Origin of the sequence: Dysgonomonas sp. UBA7710, from assembly GCF_002482385.1 — a bacterium.
Taxonomy (GTDB): domain Bacteria; phylum Bacteroidota; class Bacteroidia; order Bacteroidales; family Dysgonomonadaceae; genus Dysgonomonas.
The window spans coordinates 155273-177612 of the sequence record NZ_DLFW01000041.1 but is presented as its reverse complement, the minus strand read 5'-3'; the positions used below and the strand labels follow the sequence as shown (position 1 = coordinate 177612).

The following is a 22340-nucleotide window of genomic DNA, read 5'->3' as shown; positions in this document are numbered from 1 at the left end:
TTATATCAGAATAAATAAACCAAACTTATCGCAGCCTTATTCGGGGACAGAAAGAATCCTGACCCTTCGTCTATTTTCTCCCCACATTTTATGCAAGGATATTTATCGTAATTGGAATATACACCACCTATACCTAGCTCGAACTCCAGATTCCACCGCCTTTGGATAGGTTTTGAAAATCCGAATGATACTCCTCCTCCGTAACCCATTCCGTCGTAGCGGTAATCACTACCGAATAATCCTCCGACATTGTACCTGCTGATAATTGCATTGAAGCCTATAAAATAACTATAACTGTAGGTCTCGTTGAACCAGTAACGTGTACCCGGCAGGAATGTCAGATTTTTCATTTTTTTATTGTCCGGAAATGTCCATGGATTATATTGTACATGTAGATGTAGAGTCCATTGGTTACTCACAACGGCCGAGCCCTCAACATTCAATGTAGTGGTAGCCAGGCCCAGTATATCAGTTTTAACGGAATAAAATTGAGCACTTGCTTTGTTCATTGTGCCGAGTAACAGTATCGTCCCAAACAACACGATTTTTAAACTTCGTGTATTTAACAACCTCTTTATCATTTTATCTCTTATATTTTTTGGTTTTCCTTACATTTCGGATATTTACCTTTGATTAATCAATTTTCTGAAATCTTCTTATACCATTTTAGCTTTTGATATTCTGTATTTAGATACGGGAATTGTTCTTGTTGGATATACGTGGTTAATCCCGAGTGTTTTTTTATTTCAAAACCATTATATCCATCCATGAATAGAAAGGTAGCAGCTTTATAGATAATGCAGGAATTAATAGCCTCGGATAGTTCCTGCCTTTGCATATCGGTTTGCAGATATGATGAAAAATAATCTTCGAAATCAAAGAAGAGGTGGTATGTATATCTGTCGAAATGCTGGATTGTATTTATATCGACAGTATTGTCTCTATTGTAATTCTTTTTTATAATATTACCCAAAGCATCCAGTTCAGATGTTTTTATTATACTCAGTGTAGCAGAATTGAGAAATCCTGATTGTGAGTTGAAATAATTAAATGCCGATTGTGCAAATCCTTTCAGGTTGACAGGAGACTCATACAGATAGCTTATGGCCGATTGTTTATAAATCTCGGTAAAACCCGGGGAGACTATTTCGGCAGAAGAAACCAGTATATAATCTGCTTTGTCCTTGAGCTCATATGCTACTTCAATACCGGCCATAAAGCAGGCCTCGAAGATTATGAAATCGAAGTAATTTTCAGGTATAGCATCGGCAAAATCGGTGATATCCATTTCCCGCTTATTATCTATTAATATAGATTTGGGATTTTTCAATGTCTCCTGAGGCAGCCATCCTGAGGCATGAGAAAATAGGATGAGACCATATGATGATGCAGGGTATATTGTTCTCACTTCATTAATAACACGGCCGAATACCTTGCTGTCTGCAGAGTTTTCTTCGCCATATGTATGGATAATTTCTTTTATCGGATTCCCTTTATGGCATGTGCATATTTCTATCAGTTGCGGAGAAGCACCGGAAGGGTCATTATAGATCAATAGTTTACCTTTATTTTCTTTGTCCCAGCCTACACGGATAGCTTCTATCTTTTCATATACTTCGTCAGACAAACTATTATCTCCCCCCAGATAGACGAGTATTACCCTGTTCACAGGGTGTATATCCTCATCATATATACAGGATACGGATAGTATTGCTGTCAATATGATTATCGCTGATTTGAATATTTTACTGCCAACCGTCATTGATATTATTGTTTTAGAAGAGATTAATTTCCTTTTTTAATAAATCCTGCGAATCTCCCGACTCACAGGATTTCAGACTTTACAAAACTACACATATCTTCAACTTCGGTGTTTCCAATATGTGGATGAAGACAAATTTTTATGAATCATAGTATTAGCGAAGGGCTTTTTTCTCATTGTTTATTATTTTTATATCAGATTCTTTATTAAGCAGATCGGTTTCTTCCAATGTATCGAACCGGTCTACAACTAGTCCGTCAGAACCGATCAAATACATGGTGGGAACTGCCGCTACTCCGTAATTCTTAAAATTCCCGCTGCTGAATGATTGGTAATCACACAGTTTATTTTTCCATGGAAAGTTTTTAGCATATTTCGTATATAGTGTTTTGTCGGTGTCTGCCGATAAACTGATTACATCTATTCCTTTCTCCGATAATTCTTTATATCTGTCGCTTATATTTGACAATAATGATTTGCAGTCGGAGCAATTGCTATCGTAGAAAATGATTAGCTTCTCCTTGTTTCCGGCCCGTTTCAGTCCTATAAGGGCGGGAGCTTTTGTGCCGGGGAGCATCATTGCTGTGAGTAGCCTCATGGCTATCTCGCTATCGTCGTTCGCTCTTATATTTATCCCATTGGAATATGCTACGATACAAGCGGCTATTTTCTTCTGACCTATGCCAATTAAGATTTCTGTTGATGTGTGGACTAAAGGCTCGATAATTTCAGGGTTTTCTATCGCAACACGATCAAGTATTCTCTTGGAAATATGTGTAAATTCTTCAGTCGGAAACGCTTGGGCCGGATTTTTACGGAACAGGCTTATCCAGTCTTCAATAAACTGATCCCATAACGGGGAATCATACAACTCGGTGAAGTTTAAAGTATCGCATACATATGCCTTCAGGCCTTCCTTTTCTGCATCTGTATTTGCGGATTTCAGATGGTAGTATCTATTCTCTATTTCAGTGTAATTCTCATATGACCGGGATTGGTTATGGGAACACGAGATAGCCGATAGTAATACTATTATGCATATATATGCTGATATTCGATATGGTATATTTCTTTTCATCTATTATATTTATTGCCCTGCTTTTTTCTGTATCAACTGACCTACATACGACTCATGTTGTACACCATTGGTATCGGTATATTTAATATAGAAATTAATGACACGGGCAGAAGATTCGAGATTCTCGCGTACCGTAACGTTTGAAAAGCCGGAGCTTTTCGGGGTAGCAGGAACAGTTGTGGAACCGGTAGATGCAAGCATACTATTGTCTGCATATCTTGCTATTCCGCTCCATGCTACGTTAGCTGTGGCCGTAATCTTTACTACAGAACCAGCTGATGGTAAATCTATATCATTCGGTTCCATGCTGAACAAGCCGACATATGCAGGAACCGTTCTCTTGAATGTGAGAGTTCTCACAACATCGTTTCCTGAATCACCGGTATAGCTTGTAGAGAATGTCAGTGTTGTGGAAAACTTTGTACCTGCAACAGGAGTATCGTCTATCGACGGCATAAAGTGAAACGTTATGTCTGCTATCTGGGCTGAAGTTCCCCCGACATTATACGGAGCTTCTAATGGATGCGACATGCTTAAAATTGTGTTTGGAAAGGCATTGTTATTTGTATTATCCGATGCAGAATATTTCCAACGCGCATTGGTTCTGAATCTTACATTGTAAATCAGGCTTTGATCTGCCGCTCCAAAGTCGATAGTTGCTCCGTCTGTCAGATCTTTAAATTCGAAGAGAGGATCAACACTATAATAAGTTATTCTCTTTATCAGATTTCCGGCTAAGATATCCAGATATCCAATTTCTGCTTTATCCGCTGCGGTGGTATTTACAATCAAACCTATCTGGGTAGTGCCTGTATTTCCTTGTTTGTTGGTTACTTTCAGCCAATCGGGATCTGCTTTACCATTTTTATCAGTGATTTTTATTTTCCAACCTTCCGGTTCATTGGTATTGATTACCAGTTTTGAGGCTTCTTCAGTTCCATTGAGATTTCTACCCGAGTACGACAAAAATTCCCCTATATCTACACCAAGCATATATCGTCCGTTAAAAACAATATCTTTAATGAGGCCCTCATCATATACTATAGGTATAATATCCAGGTTAGAATGAACCATATATGATGCCAGAGCTTCCTCAATAGACGGAAGTCCGCTTCCTGTAACGCCATTTATTTCTACTTCATATCTGTAATTACGCAATAGAGGCATATAATCTCCCTTTTCGATTCCTGTAGCAGCTTCAGGATATGTGAAATCGACCCGGTAGAAAGAAGCTTCATTTGCTCCGTTATATTTTCCTTCGATAATCAGGCAGGTTGCATCTTTACGGTCGCTGTGGTCATACCCGTTGTTGTCACTGGCAGCATTTGCCTCGAATGTATATATTTCACCGCTGAATCCGGCCGATCCGTTCGCTTCATATTTTATTGCATTTTCCGCACCGGATTTTCTTCCGGTGGAAGCAGGAAGATTAGGGCTGGTTGCTGCTGCGGAAGATAATTCGCCCAGAGCATTCCATATGGATGCAATGCGCCCGTTGGTATTATAATTGCATAGATAGATGTTGGATAATTCGAATGTAGCCGGAGCAACAGCTGCGTTTACCTTAACATCTATACGGGCCAGCATTCTGACTAAGGATACATTTGTTATATGCATTCCTATTGTTATATTTATCTTGCCTGTTTCGGCTATCATGGGTATATTTCTGTAAATACCATTACCATCCGCCTCCCATTTGTTTTCGTAGGAGTATTCCAATAGATTTAGTACATCGACCTTTGTAGATATACCGGTTGTGAGCGAACCTAAAATATTATCGACTTGTGCCCGTGCATTTGCTACCAGTAGTATATTGCAATCGGTATCTTCCTCTATTACAGTATGAAATTTAGCAGTGCCACTCCCATTTTTAATATTTGTCGCTTTTTTATGATAGATAAAAGTCTGGTCTCCCGAATTATTTACTTTAAAAATAAATACGTCGACTTCATTCACTTCATTTTCTTTAGTACCATCCATAGAATATGTAGATGGCAGATTCAGCCCCGGAATGTTTAATGTAAAGTTTATGGCATGCTTTGACGTATCATCCGGCTCAATGTTAGTCTCTTCGTTACGGCAAGAGATAATCAGAGGCAACGTAGAGATTAACAGCAAGTAGGTCAGCTTATTTATATTCTTTATGTTATATATTTTATTTTTCATTTTCTATATGAATGTAAATCGTCATTATGATAGAATTGAATATTAATCTTTTACACAACGTACCGAGAGCCAGTTGTTTCCGTCGGTCAGTACAGGGCCATACATGTTATTGGCGTTACCTGTATAATAGTAAGGATTATTGTCATTTGAGGAACACCACCAATATCCTTTAATATTCCAGTCGTGCCATTCATTATTGGCGTTAATATAATAACCGGACATACTGTTATTATAATTGGTTCCGATCCAGAACTTACCCAGAGTGGAAGGTTGCGCTGTAATTGCACTGATAAGTGTATTGAATTCCGCTATTGTAGGCAGATGCCATCCTTGCGGACATGCGTTGTCAGCAAGGGTTGCCTGTCCCCATGTATAGTAGTGCTGATGATTCTCCGTTCCCGGTACAGGGCCTATAATTGTGCCTCCATCTCCATATTTATCAGAAGCATAGCCGGGTTCGTTTCCACTTAACAGTTTTTCTTCTCTTGAATTTTCAACCATCCAGCATTTTCCGTTATACAAATGAGTATAATAGGCACTGTTTTCGGTTATTTCCATTAATTCGGCTGTTCCGTTATCACCACAGCCTTTCTGGGACAGTTTTACCACATAATTCATATTACCGGCAGTTACAGTTATTTGTGCCTGTCTCTTTGCCTGATAGTTGTCGTCATTAGTAGATATTTTCCATTTGTTGGCGCTTACCTGTGCTATCTCGAGCCATCCTGTCACGTTTTCATTAGTGTATGTAATAGGGCTTATACTTATTCCCGACGGATGGGTCGTACTTATTTCTATCTCCTGGTCTCCAATATGATTTTTGAAATCAATAGAAGCTTTGTCCAATGTCAGATTATACTGGCCTTCGAATATTACATTTTGCCTGGCGAGATTCCATGGAGTAATTGTAGCGGTTATTTTTATTTCCCCATCAAAAGCATTTTCGGGTGTTTCCGCGCCTTCGTCATCTACAGATTGTATCTCAATATCATAAAGATGGTTTCGGAGAATATCCCCACTAAAGTCCCTGATAGATGTTGTCGGAATGTCTATCCGGTAATATGTCACTTTTGACGCATTAGCCGGATAATCATAATAGCCGCCGATAATAATGGTTGTAGCCTCGCTCCGGGTTTCCGCTCCTTTAGTTTCGAATGTATATATACTTTGTATAATCTGATGAGAGGCATCTGTACTATATAGGATATTGTTCAACTTTGTTGTTGTGGCATCTTCAGGTACATCCGCCATCATTACTTTTGCTCCGTCCCAGTAGTAATCTTTGTAAGCTATGTATCCTTTGTTTTTACGATTAAATATGCATGCATTTACCAATTGGAAATTAGCGATGCCGGTCTTTGTTCTTACATCCAGTCTGGCCAGCATTCTTGTCAGGTCGAAAGTACCTAAATTCGAGGTTGTATTACTGATAATAGCAGGGGCTGTTTTGCAATACATCGGAATATTGCGTAATATACCTGAATTGTTGTTGTTTGCATCCCATTCCGTATCGCTGGAGGTTACCAGAAGGGGAAGGACAGAATTTATATTATCGTTCAATGCAATATTAACCGTGCTTAATTCGTCAGACGCATTCGCTAATATAATTAAAGCCTGGGATTTATAATATTCGGCAAGAGTTACTTTGAATGTGCCCTCTCCGTCATGCAGGGATATGTTCTCCCCTTTCGACTTGTATGCATACAGATAATTTCCACTACCATCATTCATAAAAGCAAGGACATCAATTGTTGTTACTTCCTGTTCCTGTTCTTCCGTCATCGACTTGGTACCGGAAGAGGCGTTTTTACGCATATCTCCGGGTAGTTTCAATGAGAGCGTAACAGTTTTCATATTTCCCTCATCTACAATGTCATTTGATTTGTCATTGTCTTGGCAGGAAAATCCCAGAATAAAGAGGATTAATATGATATAGGATAATATTTTTTTCATCATTAATCTGTTATATTAAATTTCTGGTTCAACAGGTACTTCTTCCCATTTAAGAAGTTCTATCGTTACATTTCCATTTTTGAACAGAATCAGTATAGGAATAGTCAGTTCTTCGCCTTCCTGAACAGTAATAGAATTATCTTCCATAAATTTACGGAGTCCCACTGTACATAATATGTTGTTTCCGATAGCATTGTCCAAAAGTTCTATCGTTATAGGATTGTCATTTTCAAATCGCAAAGCGTTGCATCGTGCGATAGCCATTTTTTCTGTACTATCTATATTTATATCAGGATAGTAAGTTGTGCCTGTTCCTGCCGTTTGCATGTCGAAATTGCAGGTAGGGTTGAGATTGTTTATCCTTACTACCGGATAGTGTGCAGGTAAGAGGTCTGTAGATAATGCTGCCAGACCTTTTACATATACATATATTTTGATGTGTGAAGGTTTGAAATAAACAGTATGTTCAACTCTGTCTCTGGATGTAACCGTGAAATTATGTTTTCCGTAATATAACGAATCATGTGTCGGTATTTGCAGAGCTGTACCATAGTTGGGATGTGAAACTTCCCCATCGTGCATAAATGAATTAGGATTGAAACAGGTAATACGTGTATCATCAAAAGCATTGCCCCAGCAAATAGCAGTGTACTCTCCTGTATTGAGTGTTAAATATGTTCCTTGGAATATATTTAGATCTTCCTTGTCAATCTGTTGATTGAGAACGTGTGCCCCATCTTTATCAAAAATACCAATATTCACCCGGTTTACATGATCCGGGAAACTGGGATAGTTGAAATGTAAAATAACATTCTTCAGAGGAGGACAGTCGTCCATATTGTCGCCTATACATCCGGATAAGAATATAGATAGAATAAATACAGGCAGAGCTTTCAACAGTTTCATTTATTTTCTATTTAAATTTCCTCGTTTTTTAAAAATCCATGCAAGCGGGCAGAAAAGCCTGCCTGCATGAATTATAATTAAGTCTAGTGCGCCTATTTTAGATTATAGAGCAGGTTCAACATCTACACCTACCCATGCTTGTACCTGAACGGTCACAGTAACGTTTCTGGCTCCGGTTTCCGGTTTTGGGCTTAAATCTTTTCCATCTATATCGATAGATGTGATTTTATATACTTTTCCGGCTTCGAGATGAGTCAGTTCAAGAGTTGTATTGCTATCTATCAATTTTGTTATTGTCAAATAAGCAGGAGAAAACCCGAGGTTACCACTGGTTGTTGTTACATCTTCTAATTTTGCAACAATATGAGGTACAGATGTTTGAACTTCGGCGTCAATAGTGGTACCATTCCCGGCAGCAGGCGGCATAATGAAGTATGCCCATTTGTGTAGAGGATTAAGCGGCTTGAAAGATGCATCGGCAGTTACGCTGGCATTTGCCCATTCATCTTTGAAGCGTACCGGATATGATCCGTCTGTAAATGCTGTAGCATTCGCCCCGTATTGCAGAATATCTGTTGCGAGAGTTGGAACATCTGCATAGTTCAGGCTGACTTTTGTATAAGTATTATTGATATAAATTCCAGTTAATTTAAAATCTACCAGAGGCAGTTCCGCACTGGCCGTTTTAGCTTTTATTTCACCGATTTCGATGCGGGAAATAGCTGCACGTACGGGAACATTTACAGCTGCATCCCCAGTTCCGGTAATAGTACCAGAGCCTAACAAGTTGACCGCAGTTTCTGCATGAGTTTGTACACCATGCTCAAACATTACAGCTTCTAGCTGGGCCTTGGTAGTTATAGTGGTTGGCAATGCCGGAGACATTAAGGTGGTACTATTACCAACTATAATAATTTCTGTAGCAGCCGCAGGGACATCTGTAAACTGCTTAACAGGGAATCCAACTTCGCTATCGTCCATAGAGCCTCTTTTCAGTATATTTCCACCACCGATAAAGAATACTTCTGCATCATAAATATCCGGAGCCACATCGATCGCAGTTTCTTCTTCTGCATACGTTGTTGGCTTCACGATTTTGACTGTTACGTTTTTCGGTTCTCCGGTGTCTGCCGGGACAACTTCATCACTACCACAACTCGCAAAACCGAATAGGAGAGTAGCAGCTGTAATCATTACATACTTAAATTTCATTTTCAATTGTTTTTTAATAAATAATAAATTAATTGTGTTATCAGAATATTTTTAAATGACATCAGGTCTGACCGTAGAATAATATATCTATGCAGATTATCCTTTTTACGTGGGTGATTTTAGTTAAAGAGTATATTGCCATCCACTATTTTTCCGCAATTCTCAAATACTCTTTATTAGGATTATAAATGCATTTTGGGCTATGCAATTATATCTGTCGAATTCTAACCAGAAAGATCCGTTATTGCAATACCATTTGTATTTTGGCTTCGTCCATCCAGTTTTCGTACTCGATTTGCACTGAATATGTGCAATTTAATGGTTTACTTCCATTGATTGCTTTATATATATTATAAATGGAAGTAACAGTTTTTTTTCCTATCGAACGTACCATTTGTTTATAGCCTTTGTGCCGGCTTTTTCCGTTAATCAGAAAATAAGGGAGTTCTTTTTTATATTCACCTACAGCCAACAGAGGTATCAGTGTCATATATTCATTCTCTGCTATGTAAAAAGGCGGCATTTTTATCTGTAGGTCGATATGCAGATATTCTCCTTTCTTTATAAGTTTATCTTTTTGGATAATCTGTGAAATCATAATTATTTTTTCTTTATAATTGGAGTTCGAATCTATTTAACAAATCAGGAAGTGCAGGCATTGCTATCATGTCTCTCATTGAACAATTACAAAAGTAGTTGGACTTTTTATCTGTTTTGTTATTCAAACTTGCCTAGAATTACATAGAAATTACCTTTTTTGAAACTTGTATTAATTTTGCTTAATATAGATTAAAATTTTAAAAAATACATTTTTGTTTCAATTTGTTACTTTATTGAATTGCTTATTGTTTGTAATTGATCTACATAAATCCGTCAGGGTGGTGGAATGATTGTATAGCTTACTAATAGTTATTTTTAGATTGTATTTCAAATAAATAAAAAAACGCAAATACTTTTGGTCAGAGGTGAATTTGTTTCAAAATATACGGCCGGTATTTTTTTATTAATGAAAACGGGTGTCAAGTTTATATTAAAAAAATTAATATATTTGCGGACACTAATATAAAAAATATAGGAGCAGGCTTCTTCTATAAATAAAGAGGGGATAATATTTCGCAAATGTAATAAAAACTATATTGTATTGACAAAGCAGAGGGATCTTAACTGAATAAGCCGAGAATAAAATAATTTACCTGAAACGAAGTGTATATAATGAGTGATGGAATTTACTATCTCTTAGATGGTTTCTTTTTCTTATATATTTACTTCTGCTTGGGTACTTGTTAACACGTCAAAATAACATATATATTGATTATGGGTATCATTACGGACTTCCATGAGCATAAAACATGTGTCAATTATGAAGATGTTAACACTAACTCAAATAAAAAACCAATTATTGAAATTACTGAATTCTTGAAAGGAAAAATCAAGGAGAAAACTCTCTCCGAATCTAAAATCATGTTAGTTATGAAAGGGGAATTTCGTATATCGTATGAAAGACATATCGATAAAAAAGTAAAAGAAGGAAAGATGCTCTTGCTCCCGTCCAGCAGTAAATATATTGCAAGGGCTGAAGAAGATACTTCTGTTTTTATTTTTAGACTTCGGGATAAGATTGAATTATGTGACCGTATCGGTTTAGAACAATTATTTCATAAGTTTAAAGAACCTGAAAATAGTTTCAACCTATTGGATATAAAGGAAGATGTATCTTATTTTCTAAAGGGGTTGAAGGCTTGTTTGGCGGATGGTCTCCGTTGCCGTTATTATTTCGAATTGAAAATGAAGGAGTTTTTCTATCTTATAAGGTCTTATTATACAAAGGAAGAGTTGGCGCGTTTTTTTTACCCATTATTGAGTAATGATACAAGTTTCTCTGAATTTGTATACAATAATTATAATAAGGTGAAAACAGTACAGGAATTGGCATCGTTGTCTAATTACAGCCATTCGGGCTTTATCAAGCGCTTTAAAAAGACATTTGGAGTGCCTGCATATCAATGGATCAAGCAGCAGAAAGCCAGCCGTATTTTGCATGAGATTAATTGTACGGACAAAACTCTGAAAGAGATCTGCGACGAACATGATTTTAGTTCTTTGTCTCAATTTAACGATTTTTGTAAATCTAATTTTGGATATCCTCCTAGTTATATAAGGAAGAATAAGGCGTTCTGAAAAAATAGATTGTAAATAATACAAGCGTTAAAATATCAATCTCGGCGTAACTGAATTTATCAGTTGCGCCGATTTTTTTTATGCATTGTAAACGTATTATAAATTAAGCTGATTTCGGGTGTACTAGAATCTTCAAAGAAAGAATGATATATGATGTTTTTACCCGGTCAATTAAAATATATGTCAGAATTATGTAATAAGGGGTAAATATTAATAAGTGTACAAAGCGTTTATTAGTCTAAGTTTGCAAAGGTTTTTTCCAGTTAGTGTTCATCTATCACTGTTTTGTGATACAAAGGTAAATTTTAGTTTTTAATTGTAACAAATTACAAAAAAATTAATCACTTAAAATCAAATGTTGAAGCTGTTCCTCTTTTATGAAAAGGAAGCCAGACAGTTATAATAATAAAATATTACGAGGCCAATGTTAACGGTATTTTATTATTTATGACAGAATATAATTTAATTTATTTAACAAATGAAGAAAGTTTTTATTAGTTTATTTACTGCTACACTATTGTTCTCTGCATGTAGTAACGATGACGGGCAAAAGCCTGATGGAGACGAAAACAAGACGGGTTCATTATCTTTCAATCTTGCGTTTGAAGAAGCGGGTTCGGGTATTAAAGCAACAGCCCTCTCTAAAGCTATACCAATCACAAATTGGAGCAATATTGAGCGTGCACAGATGTTTTTGTATGAACAGGGAACCGGTAAAGTTGCCTTTTCTTACGAAATACTGCCGTCGGATGGCAATACGACTTTTCCGTGGTCTAATATTCCTGTAGGTGATTATGACCTGGCACTGGTTGCGAATATGAAAAATAGTACAAAAAATAATATCACTACTTATGTAGCCGGAGGCACAACCAGCGAGGTGATTACAGATTTTAATGTAAGGGGAAGAATCCTAAATTCCCAGATTTTTATGGACCTCAAAAAAATCACTTTTCCTACAGGACATGTTTTTGAAACGGGAGATGAAGCTTATGCTCCTGCTCCGGAAGTCTTCACTGCTTATGCTGAAGATGTTCATATAGCAGAAGGAACTCCGGCTAACCTCGGTACTTTAAAACTCAAGCGCGATGTCTCACTTATGCGTGTAAGAATCAATAAGAATGCTGATTTCCTTAATGAAACAGGGAAAAAGGTAAATTTTGCCGATGCATCTAACTTTATTGTAATTCATAGGCTGCCTGTTGGTTTTGGGATCAAGACTCCACATACAACACCAGTATTCCTCGGGGGAATTTTGATTCAAAATTCCAATGAAAACAGGGTAATGATAGGTGCCACAGGCAATAAAACATTCAATGACGCCAATCCGGGCTCCGATAAGTATAAAAACCCTGAGATCCTGGATGCTGACTTCACATTGTGGCAGGACATAATTGTATCACCTAATGTTTTGACAACTACAAGTATGGATATCAGCGGAGATGCTGCAGATAATAGAAAATATTATGTAGTAATCAGTGCACTTGCTCCAGCCGGATATAAACTTGATGATGGAACTGAAATAACTACTCCAACTCCTTTATACTGGTCGGGAACTATAAAAGGAGCATTTACTCCAAATGTAATCCGTGAAGTAAACCTTACTATCAGATCACGTGGTTCGATAGTAAATCCTCCGGGGCCGGAAGAAGAGGGTGATTTGATAATCACAGTTGAACCTCCGCAGGACTGGAATGATAACATACAAAGAACAGATCAGGAAGTTTAATTAAATATCAGTATTCAGACACATCGATCTATTACTTGATCTTCTCCTTGAGGTGCAATGATCCGGAGTTAAATCCGGATTGTTGCCCGGGAAGGAGTTACCCAAACAGAAGCTTTCTCTTCACAAAGCAAAAGAACAAATGACAAATAGAGTATATAGCGGTTTTCTTTATCTTATATTATCGGTATGCATTTGTTTTGCGCCATCTTGTACATATGATTATTTCGAAGATGAATCGAATTATGTAATATATGTTCCCAAGGTTGACGTAAATACGAGGACAGATACTTATAAAATAGACAATATCAGCATCTTTATATATAATGATAACCTGGAAAAAGAGCGTTATTCATCCCATCCGTTCGAGGATAATGCCCGTACTAGAGTCGGTAATTTCAACTTTAAGCTTTTTCCCGGAGAGCATTCTGTATATTGTTTCACAAATATTTCCGGAGTCAATTTTTCAGAGACCGGAGCATTCAGCACAGCACGGTTCGGATTGAAGCAAAATGAAGAAGGATATTATGAAGAGCCGTCAGTAATTTTTCTGGAAAGCATGAAGCCTTTTATACATTTTCCGGGACCTGTAGTGACAGATACTGCATGGTTTGAAAAGAAATATGTAGGGCGTATATGTGTTGCTTTCAAAAATATGGCCAATCTGAATTCTTCACTCACTTATAATAATATCAAAAAAGTTGAAATATTGGCAAAAGGAGTCGGAGTTACACAATATTTATCTCAAATAGGAATAACAGACCCGCTTGATACACGGTCTTCACGCAACAGTATCGATGACAGAATTTTACTTACTTCACACTTATCTGAAAATCCATATCCGGATTTTGACTTTGGATTTGATAATTACTATTTTCCTTCTCTAAGCGCAGTGGATGGCATCACGGAGCCCATAAGCCTTCAATTGAGTTTCCTGAACGGAAATGACAATATAATAAGTACACTTGCCATAGACCTGATTGACAGAGTTACCGGGGAAGCGACAATTCTTCATACGAATGAAACACTTCTTGTGACGGTGGATGGAAATAATATACAGATACTTCATCTGGAAGATCCATCAGACTGGAATTCTAACATCGAATCGGGTGGAAACAATACTCCCGGAGGTGGAGGAACAGAGATATGATAAGAACTAATAACTAATAAATAAACACAATTGAATAAATGAAACGTCCTTTGCGGTACATATTTAGTAGCTTACTTTTATTCATAGTCTGTTGTCCCGGAGCCGACGCTCAGGCTATAAAAACAAACATACCCCTGATTGTGACCGGAAATCCCAATATCGGGATTGAATGGTCGGTCGGGAAACAGCTAACAGTTAATGGCGACGTCCTTTGGGCGCCTTATCTGTTCAAAAAGAATGAAGAGGTATTCAGAACACTGATCGGAAGCGTCGATCTGCGATATTATATCAAACCAAAATATTATTATACCAATGATCTTTGGGATGGGTTGTATATCGGTCCTTATGCCATGGCCGGGAATTTTAATATTGGCCTCAAAAACAGCGATGATACAAAAACAAGTTATCGGAGAAAAGGATGGGGGCTTTCCACTGGTGCTACCATTGGCTATAAGTTTTATCTATCGAGCAGATTCCGGTTAGATATCAATGCCGGAGTCGGGTATGCCCATCTCCAATACGATAAATTCGAACTGGGAGGAGAATATGCTGATTTCCCTCTGGAAAGTAAGAAAACGAAGAGTTATTGGGGACCGACTAAGTTTGGAGTTCACTTAGTGTATAATATATTCAGATAATATATAACTAATGATAAACAGAAAAATAAGAATGCGATTTTTATCCTTATGCTGTTTGGTTGCATTATCTTTTAATGCATACGCGCAGGATGTGCGGCAGGATAAGCTCGATAATAAAGCCCGCAAAATAGAGGTGAAGGCTGACCGCAAGTTTGTTGAACAGGATTTCGATAAAGCAATGAAACTTTACGAATCTGCATTAAAAGAGGTAAAGACAGATACTTATACAGCCATACTTCATCTGAAAGCCGCAAGATTGTATCTGACATTACTGGATTATGTATCGGCAATACCTCATTACGATGCAGCAATAGTATCGAACGAAAACCTATTTACATCAGTAGATATCTGTAACTATTTGGATGCATTGAGGTATTCCGGCGAAAAATTGAAAGCGATCAGAATAGCAAGGGAATATGCTTATAGGGACGTATACAGAAAGGATCAACGCTATCTGAATATATTACATGCATTGAATTATGAAGATGGTTTCTTGCCTGTAGGCACGCCGGAATTTAATATTCAGAAACTCGATAAGTTTAATACGCCATATTCCGAATTCTGGGTGGGGAAAATGAAAAATGAATATTTCTATGCTACAAGCAACAGCAGATTTCATGATCCGAATAAAAAGTTTTATCACAGGACCAGATATTATTCTTTGGATGAAAATTCCGAGTATTCGATCAATTCAACCAAAAAAGGGAAATCGAAACCATTGCTGCATATGATTCCTGTCGATTTGCAGAATGGTCCTCTATCATTTTCCGATGATATGTCAAAAATGATAGTGACGGAAGTTGCATATGACAAGGGTGAATCAGTAGAGATGTCTTCCGGTGGCGTGAATACATATAAAACAAAATTGTGTTATTCCGAATATAATAAGAATCGCAAAGGCTGGTCGGCATTCAGAGCTGCTTTCCCTCAGAAGGAAGGTGCTTCTTATGCGCATCCTTTTATATTCAACAGGAATCGTTCTGTCCTTTTCTCATCCGATATGGACGGCGGATATGGCGGTTATGATATATACATTGTTCATTGGGATGAAAAGCTTCAGAGCTGGGGCGATCCTATTAATCTGGGTGCGCAGGTAAATACAGAAGGCGACGAAATATCTCCTGCCATATTTAATGATATGCTGGTTTTTTCATCAAACGGGCATGTCGGCTTTGGCGGATATGATATATACGGTATCAGCTACGAAAACGGAAAGATAATAGATGGAAGCCTTACTCATTTCGATTATCCGATAAATACTGTTCTAAACGATTTCAGCATGCTCAGGATAGACAAGGATAGGGGATATGTAGTGTCAGACAGGCAGCGTTTCAATAAAGATGATATTTTTTATTTCGAACGTAATAGGAATTTTGGCCGTGAAAATCTTATATACGGTATGTCGGAAGTAGATGCAATAACAAATGGAGCTATCGTTTTAGTCAATAACGAAGGTAGTTTCAATAAGCCTCGCCGCGAATCTGTGCCTGTGTTCAGCCTTGAATCTGAGTCTTTACTGAGTGTGTATTTCGACTTTGATAAATCGGTTTTACTTCCTTCTGCTATTCAGGAATTAAGGATGTGGCTTGCAGGGACGGATCTCAATAATATAGAATCTTTGATTATTGATGGATATGCAGACGAAATGGGAACAGAAGCCTACAACTACGATCTGTCGAAAAGAAGGGCTGAGGTTGTGGCTCAATGGCTATCACAACAAGGTATTAAAGCACGCGCAAGGGTGACAGGGAAAGGTCAGATATTCGTTAACAATGATTCTTTGCTGGAAGTCCCATTTTATGATGATACCCGGAATACTTCTATTTGGAACCATAGAATATGGATGAATAGAAAAGCCAGAAGAGTAGATATAAAAGCAGTAATTAAATAACATAACAAATATATACATGAAGTACAGAAGAAAAATATTCGAAAGTTTACTGATTTGTGCTCTATTGATTGGGTTTTCAGTACAAAAGGCTAATGCCCAGTATATGCCGGTAGTCTATGACAGGACATATGACGGCGAAGGTATTCAATATCAGCATATTTATCCGGCTTCAGATGGTCAGGTTGTATTGGTAGGGTCTGTAGACGAGAAGACCACAATAACATGGGTGAAGCGTGGAGGGGATATTTATTTCTCGCACTCATTGCCATCAGGTTTCACGTCGGTGAACAGTGTATCTTACATAGAGAAAGATAAGATATTGATTCTGGGGCAGTCTAATTATCTTATTCTGAAAAAGAAAACCAATAAGGTATGTGGTCGTGCCATCATTGTAGATAACACAGGAAAAATTCAGACGGATGTGTATCTGGGAGAAGACGGTAGCGAATTATTCTGTGGAAAAGTATTAAAAGACGGCAATCTCGTACTTGGTGGATATGAGCCGAAGACAGGTGATATAAGAGCCGGATTGTTGGGAAAAGTAGATGCTACAGGGAAAGTTATATATAAATATGTATCAGGCGAAAGCGGAGCGTGTATCGGCTTCGATGTTCTAGGCAGTACGACCGAATATATACATGCAGCATTTACCGGAGAAGACGGGAAAACGGCTTCTGTGGTTCGTTTGGATAGTAAGGGTAAACCGTTTTTTGTCACCAATCTGCCCGATCAGGGTTTTCATATACACAAAATGATAACAGCGCCTGACGATCATATTTTCCTTATAGGGAGTAGTGCTTCTACAGGTGGACGCGTTATAAAAATCAGAACGGAAGGAGATGTTGTCTTTAATAAGGAAATTGTTCCTGCATCTGAGTTTTCTACATTAGAGCATCTATATTTGGCAAATAATGGGAACATATTGGTTGGAGGCAATGGTGGTGATAAATGTTATTACTCCCTTTTGCGTAACGATGGAACAGACCTGCTTAAATATATATTAAGGGGAAATATATCGGGTATGGGATTGAACCCCGTTTCGGGTGAATCGGTAGTCGTTGGTTTCGATGCGGACCGCAGCCGTGGAACGATCGTAGGGTTAGCTAAAGACGGACGGCAGATATATCAGAAATCTACCGATGGTAATTTCGATAAAACCCAACTGTCCCAAAATGGTATTTTCCTTGCCAGTACAGCAACAGGTCGTATTTGCATGCTCTCAAATATGGGCGATATGCTCTTTGACCGGTATGCTATCGAAAATGAGAGGAATATTTTTGAAGAGATCAACTTTACATCCAATGGCGACATATTATTCAAAGGAAGAAACAACCGCGTGGTTAAGCTCGGCCATGGAGTATATGTGTCTGATGTGAGGATAAATAAGCCTGTCAACGGTTATACAACAGCATTGTTTACAGTAACACTTACCGGATATTCTACGACAGAGCAAGGTGTACCAGTGCCTGTAACCGTTGAATATGGAACTAAAGCAGGAACGGCTACCGAAGCCGACAACTACTCTCCGATCAAAGGAAGCCTTTCTTTTGTTCCTGCCAATGACGGTGCTACCCGCTACATGATAAAACAAGATGTGGAAGTGCCTATCAAGGCTAATAACCTCATGGAAGGACGCAAAGTATTTGAAATGCATCTGGCTAATGTAAATCATAGTTATCTGGTTAAGCCTGTAGGTATTGGTACTATTGAGGACCAGGAAGTTTTGGTAAAATTGGTAAATACCGAAGATGGTGTAGAAGATCAGAAAGATGTTACATACGAACTGGGAATATTCAAGACAAATGGTGAAATGCTCGTCAATTCAACCGGATCGGACATTGTTATAGACGGTATATACGGTAAAGGAACTGCTGACGCTTTGGATTTTGATATGGGAGTAATACCGCGTGTTGTCATAAGCAAAGGGCAAAAAACAGGAACATTTAATGTGAAGACCCTGAATGATACACGCTATGAGTTACCTAAATCAGTGGTCGTGGATTTCAATAAAATACATGCTATAAACGATGCGAATATCAACTTTGAGAGTTCGCTGTTAAGCTGTGCCGGTAATATTATCGACCAACAGGCTATGATTGCGATTACTTCTTTGGGTGACCATGGCAGAATGAATAATATTGTCTCGGGTTTTTATCGCATATCACTATTGAGGGCGTCCGACGGAGCGTTACTTACAAATGCTACAGGAGGAGATGTGAATGTGACTTGTTCGATTGGGGCGGAAACTACAGCCACAGAAGGTAAAGACTTTGTATTAACTAATCTCCATGACCTCCGTATCTGGGGAGATGGCAATCGTAGCACAGTCAATCTGAATGGTATCGTTCTCTTCGATAAAGATAAGGCGGGGCCTAAAAAATTAGTGATGGAAATTAATTCTGTAACCACACCGGAGTATAGCCCACAAATATCCATTTCAACCGAAGGCAAATCAGCAAGCTTTGTGATTAATGATTAAGAATTAAAAAGTATCTGTTTTGTTTTTTATATGCTGACCCTGTTTTTGAATAACTAATTTAAAGAATGAGAAATATGGAATATTTAAACGTCCCTTCTATTCTGTCTTTTAGACATTCTGTAATTAAAGAGTTTAAGGTATATACTGGTTCCCGTAAAGGGGCAGTGGAGTTGGATTCATCCGGGTTTGACCCGATGGCCATTTGGAAACAATATATTTTACATAAAAAAAATCTTTGTCAGGAGTTAATGCTGGCGTTTATAGATGAGACAATACTTGCTTTCTTTCCTGAAAAATATACTTATACCTATAGATTCGAAAACGGGGTTTTGCAAATATATAATACCATGCATAATTACTGGAGCAACTTTGCTTATGGCGACAGGAATAAACTGGTAATAAAACAAGGACTTACCGGTGTTGGAAAAGAATTATCTTTTATGCAGCACAGGGCAAAAGATAGGGACGAAACCTGTTTTGGTGCTTTAAATTATGCAGGTATAAATTCATTATCCTATCTGAAAGATAAAAAAGCGACTATAGCTTGGTGTAATGTACATTACACTTTTCAATAACATCCTGAAAAGTAATATGATTGGTTCTTGGCAATTAAGAGATGGGAATCAATACAATTATAAGGATAAATGGTACAAGCAATGAAAAAAATGAATATAAAAGAACATATAAATAGGACCTTTATACTTCTGGGGATAATGGGATTTGTATGTTCCTGTTCCGGAGATAGTGTCTTCATTGATGAGGGCGTAAATACAGATGGAGAAAAGAAAATTTTTCTTTCCATGTTGCTGAACTCTGACGGAGAGGCAAAGGAAAAATCGGTAGGGAATATTGATGATTCTGATTTCGAAAGTCAGATTTACAGGCTCGACGTTTTAATATTTAAATCTACAGGAGAATATGAAGCAGGGAAAGTTGACGGACATGATTCTGTACCGCGTAAAATAATCAATGGAAATGAGTATCAAACCATAGATGAAATAAAGGGAATCAGCCTCACTGCCGGGAAACGCGATATATATGTTATAGCCAATGCTCCGGAAGGACATTTTGCTTCTGTCAAAAATATTACACAATTTTTACAGAAATATGAGAAACTGAGTACACAGGGTCTGTTTCCTCATCCCGGGCCTGTAACTCCCGATCCGGGTGAAAATCCCCCAATCGGGGGCATCAACCCTTCAGATCTAAAAACTAATCTGACAATGTGCCACTATGAAAAGAATGTAAACTTTAAAAATACAGAAGAACAGCATTATCTGGGATACACATCGAATAATGGTCGTCCCGGAGATGTTGCGTCTGATTATGGGCATGCTCTGTTTGGTGTTAATCCGTTTCTGTTGGAACGGCTGGTGGCAAGGGTAGCGATTCAAAAGATTGAATTTGACCTGGCGACTGATATTGAATTTGAAAAGAATTATCCATCAAATAATTATACATATCATATCGATTCGGTATTTATGATGAATGTGAAGGTTGCATCATGGTTCCCAGCCGGAATGGGGAGTGTATTAACTAAGAATTTCGGACATGGATGCAGTACAGGATATCAGTTTCTTAATAAACCGGCATTACTAAATAATCTTAGCCCGGAAAGCCAACTAACAACCTATCTGACCGAGCCAATCTTTACACAAAAATATGATATAACATCTGATGTCACAGCCAATGATACACCATTATGGTATTACGTCTTCGAAAATGACGAGAGCAATCTTTATCCTACCTATTTTGTAATAGGAGTAAGATACAACTTTGAGAGTACAAAAGACGCCGGAGTTATTAAAACGGTTAAATGTTATTATCCGGTAATAGTGAATGCCCCTGCTTCAGGAAAAACGGCGGACCATGATTATATAAAGCGTAATTATCAATATGGGATTAAAGCTAAAATAAAAGGCCTGGGGAATGTTTATGGTAATAATCCGGTTCTTTTAAAGAGTGTACAAAGTTCCGACCCTGCTGTTGAAGTGGATGAAACAATCGGTAAAAACCTCTTTCCTTGGATCGGGAATACATATAAGTAAGAAGAAAGGAATGATTATGAGAATAAAAACTATTATATATACATCTTTATCCCGTTGTGTTTTCTTCTTGAAAACATACATGACTTTATTTCTTTTGGCCTTCATAACATTGGCACCGGTGTTTCTTTTACAAGGTTGTACGGACAGTAATGTTATGCAGACTAATCAGAAACAAGAAGACGGGCAGTCTAATCTGTCGATGCAGATGAAATCTGTACCTGCTGAATTGATAAATAATTCGCGCTTGTATGTATTTGATGAATACAGTCAATTTGTCAAGGAACAATTTAATATTGATAAGTCAGGAGATAAACTTTCTACTACCATGACGGTTGGCAAATGGAATCTGATCCTTTTAAGTTGCAATACTGATATTTCGGGTGAACTTATGATTCCATACGGAGGCAATATAGAAAATTCCCCTATGTGGGAAACCAAATTGATAGCCCCGGCAAATCAGTTTCTTTCACAGACTCCCGCAGAATTAAGCTATGCGCCTATCTTTAATACTCAAATTCAACAAGGTGGAACGACTTATAAGAATGCTTCCCTAAACAGAAATGTTGGAAAAATACAGGTAATATTAGAAGAGTATACTGGCTTTGACCAAATCAATGCCGGACAGAATAATACTCTTTCCTTCGTAGAGTTACTTGATGTACCGACAACTTTAGCATGGAGTGGGAAATACCTCCCATCCAGAGATGCTCCCTACCAATCTGATAAGCCGATAAGGGAATATTTCAATTTTAATAGTGAATTAAAAGCAGATACGGTCGATTTTATTGTGCCGGCGCATAGAGGTGACGATGCGTTTGCCGCTACACATAGTGATACTACGCACCACAAATTACGCTTGCGTGTAAGTATGCCGTTAAATAATGCAAGTTATTATGGAAAAACTCCTATCGAAATACCTTTTGTACCTAAAATTAACCGTATTGTTCAAGTAGTGTTGAAATTTAGGGGTGAGCCCGACACGAAACTGGATGTAAAGGTAACGGTCAAAGATTGGGAGGATTTCATAGATCAGGAAATAACATTCGATTAGCGAATAATGATGTAGCCCAAAGTGGGTTATTCGAAGTTTTGTAAAGTTTGTGTTAAGGTGAATCCTGTGAGTCGGGAGATTCGCAGGTTTCTTTTAATCGAAGTA

General features: G+C 37.8%; 17 protein-coding genes. 9 read left to right on the top strand and 8 right to left on the bottom strand.

The window, feature by feature from the left end:
• Nucleotides 1-5 precede the first annotated feature (5 nt).
• The 8 genes from B3317_RS13160 to B3317_RS13125 all read right to left on the bottom strand — a co-directional run bounded on the left by B3317_RS13160 (nt 6) and on the right by B3317_RS13125 (nt 9675).
• Nucleotides 6-581 (bottom strand): DUF3575 domain-containing protein, encoded by a 576-nt coding sequence (locus B3317_RS13160; protein WP_291112335.1) that lies wholly within the window; start codon nt 579-581, stop codon nt 6-8.
• Nucleotides 582-637: 56 nt separating this feature from the next.
• Nucleotides 638-1762, bottom strand: a complete 1125-nt coding sequence (locus B3317_RS13155; RefSeq protein WP_291112333.1) for a clostripain-related cysteine peptidase — start codon at nt 1760-1762, stop codon at nt 638-640.
• A gap of 154 nt (nt 1763-1916) precedes the next feature.
• Nucleotides 1917-2840 carry a peroxiredoxin family protein gene (locus tag B3317_RS13150; protein WP_291112331.1) on the bottom strand — a complete coding sequence of 308 codons (924 nt, stop codon included), beginning with the start codon at nt 2838-2840 and terminating at the stop codon, nt 1917-1919.
• Nucleotides 2841-2849: 9 nt separating this feature from the next.
• Nucleotides 2850-5006: a hypothetical protein gene (locus B3317_RS13145; RefSeq protein ID WP_291112330.1), complete on the bottom strand. Its 2157-nt coding sequence runs from the start codon at nt 5004-5006 to the stop codon at nt 2850-2852.
• A 42-nt stretch (nt 5007-5048) separates the two neighbouring features.
• Entirely contained in the window at nt 5049-6959 is a 1911-nt protein-coding gene (locus B3317_RS13140; protein WP_291112329.1) for an FISUMP domain-containing protein, read from the bottom strand.
• Nucleotides 6960-6974: 15 nt separating this feature from the next.
• The gene (locus tag B3317_RS13135) at nt 6975-7865 is read right to left on the bottom strand and encodes a FimB/Mfa2 family fimbrial subunit (protein WP_291112328.1); all 891 of its coding nucleotides are present in this window, start codon (nt 7863-7865) and stop codon (nt 6975-6977) included.
• A gap of 102 nt (nt 7866-7967) precedes the next feature.
• On the bottom strand, nt 7968-9077 hold the full coding sequence (locus B3317_RS13130; RefSeq protein WP_291112326.1) for a hypothetical protein: 1110 nt from the start codon (nt 9075-9077) through the stop codon (nt 7968-7970).
• Nucleotides 9078-9318: 241 nt separating this feature from the next.
• Nucleotides 9319-9675, bottom strand: coding sequence for a hypothetical protein (locus B3317_RS13125; protein ID WP_291112325.1), 357 nt, complete (start codon nt 9673-9675; stop codon nt 9319-9321).
• 872 nt (nt 9676-10547) lie between these two features.
• Here B3317_RS13125 and B3317_RS13120 point away from each other — a divergent pair.
• From B3317_RS13120 to B3317_RS13080, 9 genes are all read left to right on the top strand, one after another.
• Nucleotides 10548-11255 carry a helix-turn-helix domain-containing protein gene (locus B3317_RS13120; RefSeq protein ID WP_291112323.1) on the top strand — a complete coding sequence of 236 codons (708 nt, stop codon included), beginning with the start codon at nt 10548-10550 and terminating at the stop codon, nt 11253-11255.
• A 478-nt stretch (nt 11256-11733) separates the two neighbouring features.
• On the top strand, nt 11734-12981 hold the full coding sequence (locus B3317_RS13115; protein ID WP_291112321.1) for a FimB/Mfa2 family fimbrial subunit: 1248 nt from the start codon (nt 11734-11736) through the stop codon (nt 12979-12981).
• 139 nt (nt 12982-13120) lie between these two features.
• Nucleotides 13121-14128 carry a hypothetical protein gene (locus B3317_RS13110; protein ID WP_291112319.1) on the top strand — a complete coding sequence of 336 codons (1008 nt, stop codon included), beginning with the start codon at nt 13121-13123 and terminating at the stop codon, nt 14126-14128.
• Between the two features lie 38 nt (nt 14129-14166).
• Nucleotides 14167-14766: a DUF3575 domain-containing protein gene (locus B3317_RS13105; protein WP_291112317.1), complete on the top strand. Its 600-nt coding sequence runs from the start codon at nt 14167-14169 to the stop codon at nt 14764-14766.
• Nucleotides 14767-14797: 31 nt separating this feature from the next.
• A complete protein-coding gene (locus tag B3317_RS13100; RefSeq protein ID WP_291112315.1) occupies nt 14798-16657 on the top strand; it encodes an OmpA family protein in 1860 nt (619 codons plus the stop codon).
• 16 nt (nt 16658-16673) lie between these two features.
• Nucleotides 16674-19136, top strand: coding sequence for a Calx-beta domain-containing protein (locus B3317_RS13095; protein ID WP_291112313.1), 2463 nt, complete (start codon nt 16674-16676; stop codon nt 19134-19136).
• A gap of 74 nt (nt 19137-19210) precedes the next feature.
• A complete protein-coding gene (locus B3317_RS13090; RefSeq protein WP_291112311.1) occupies nt 19211-19711 on the top strand; it encodes a hypothetical protein in 501 nt (166 codons plus the stop codon).
• An 81-nt stretch (nt 19712-19792) separates the two neighbouring features.
• Nucleotides 19793-21184 (top strand): fimbrial protein, encoded by a 1392-nt coding sequence (locus tag B3317_RS13085; protein WP_291112309.1) that lies wholly within the window; start codon nt 19793-19795, stop codon nt 21182-21184.
• A gap of 79 nt (nt 21185-21263) precedes the next feature.
• Nucleotides 21264-22235, top strand: coding sequence for a FimB/Mfa2 family fimbrial subunit (locus B3317_RS13080; RefSeq protein ID WP_291112306.1), 972 nt, complete (start codon nt 21264-21266; stop codon nt 22233-22235).
• Nucleotides 22236-22340 lie beyond the last annotated feature (105 nt).

Coding starts and splice junctions, on each gene's coding strand:
- B3317_RS13160 (WP_291112335.1), bottom strand. CDS start 581: ATGATAAAGAGGTTGTTAAATACACGAAGTTTAAAAATCGTGTTGTTT.
- B3317_RS13120 (WP_291112323.1), top strand. CDS start 10,548: ATGAAAGGGGAATTTCGTATATCGTATGAAAGACATATCGATAAAAAA.
- B3317_RS13115 (WP_291112321.1), top strand. CDS start 11,734: ATGAAGAAAGTTTTTATTAGTTTATTTACTGCTACACTATTGTTCTCT.
- B3317_RS13130 (WP_291112326.1), bottom strand. CDS start 9,077: ATGAAATTTAAGTATGTAATGATTACAGCTGCTACTCTCCTATTCGGT.
- B3317_RS13105 (WP_291112317.1), top strand. CDS start 14,167: ATGAAACGTCCTTTGCGGTACATATTTAGTAGCTTACTTTTATTCATA.
- B3317_RS13100 (WP_291112315.1), top strand. CDS start 14,798: ATGCGATTTTTATCCTTATGCTGTTTGGTTGCATTATCTTTTAATGCA.
- B3317_RS13145 (WP_291112330.1), bottom strand. CDS start 5,006: ATGAAAAATAAAATATATAACATAAAGAATATAAATAAGCTGACCTAC.
- B3317_RS13080 (WP_291112306.1), top strand. CDS start 21,264: ATGACTTTATTTCTTTTGGCCTTCATAACATTGGCACCGGTGTTTCTT.
- B3317_RS13085 (WP_291112309.1), top strand. CDS start 19,793: ATGAAAAAAATGAATATAAAAGAACATATAAATAGGACCTTTATACTT.
- B3317_RS13140 (WP_291112329.1), bottom strand. CDS start 6,959: ATGAAAAAAATATTATCCTATATCATATTAATCCTCTTTATTCTGGGA.
- B3317_RS13090 (WP_291112311.1), top strand. CDS start 19,211: ATGGAATATTTAAACGTCCCTTCTATTCTGTCTTTTAGACATTCTGTA.
- B3317_RS13155 (WP_291112333.1), bottom strand. CDS start 1,762: ATGACGGTTGGCAGTAAAATATTCAAATCAGCGATAATCATATTGACA.
- B3317_RS13125 (WP_291112325.1), bottom strand. CDS start 9,675: ATGATTTCACAGATTATCCAAAAAGATAAACTTATAAAGAAAGGAGAA.
- B3317_RS13135 (WP_291112328.1), bottom strand. CDS start 7,865: ATGAAACTGTTGAAAGCTCTGCCTGTATTTATTCTATCTATATTCTTA.
- B3317_RS13095 (WP_291112313.1), top strand. CDS start 16,674: ATGAAGTACAGAAGAAAAATATTCGAAAGTTTACTGATTTGTGCTCTA.
- B3317_RS13150 (WP_291112331.1), bottom strand. CDS start 2,840: ATGAAAAGAAATATACCATATCGAATATCAGCATATATATGCATAATA.
- B3317_RS13110 (WP_291112319.1), top strand. CDS start 13,121: ATGACAAATAGAGTATATAGCGGTTTTCTTTATCTTATATTATCGGTA.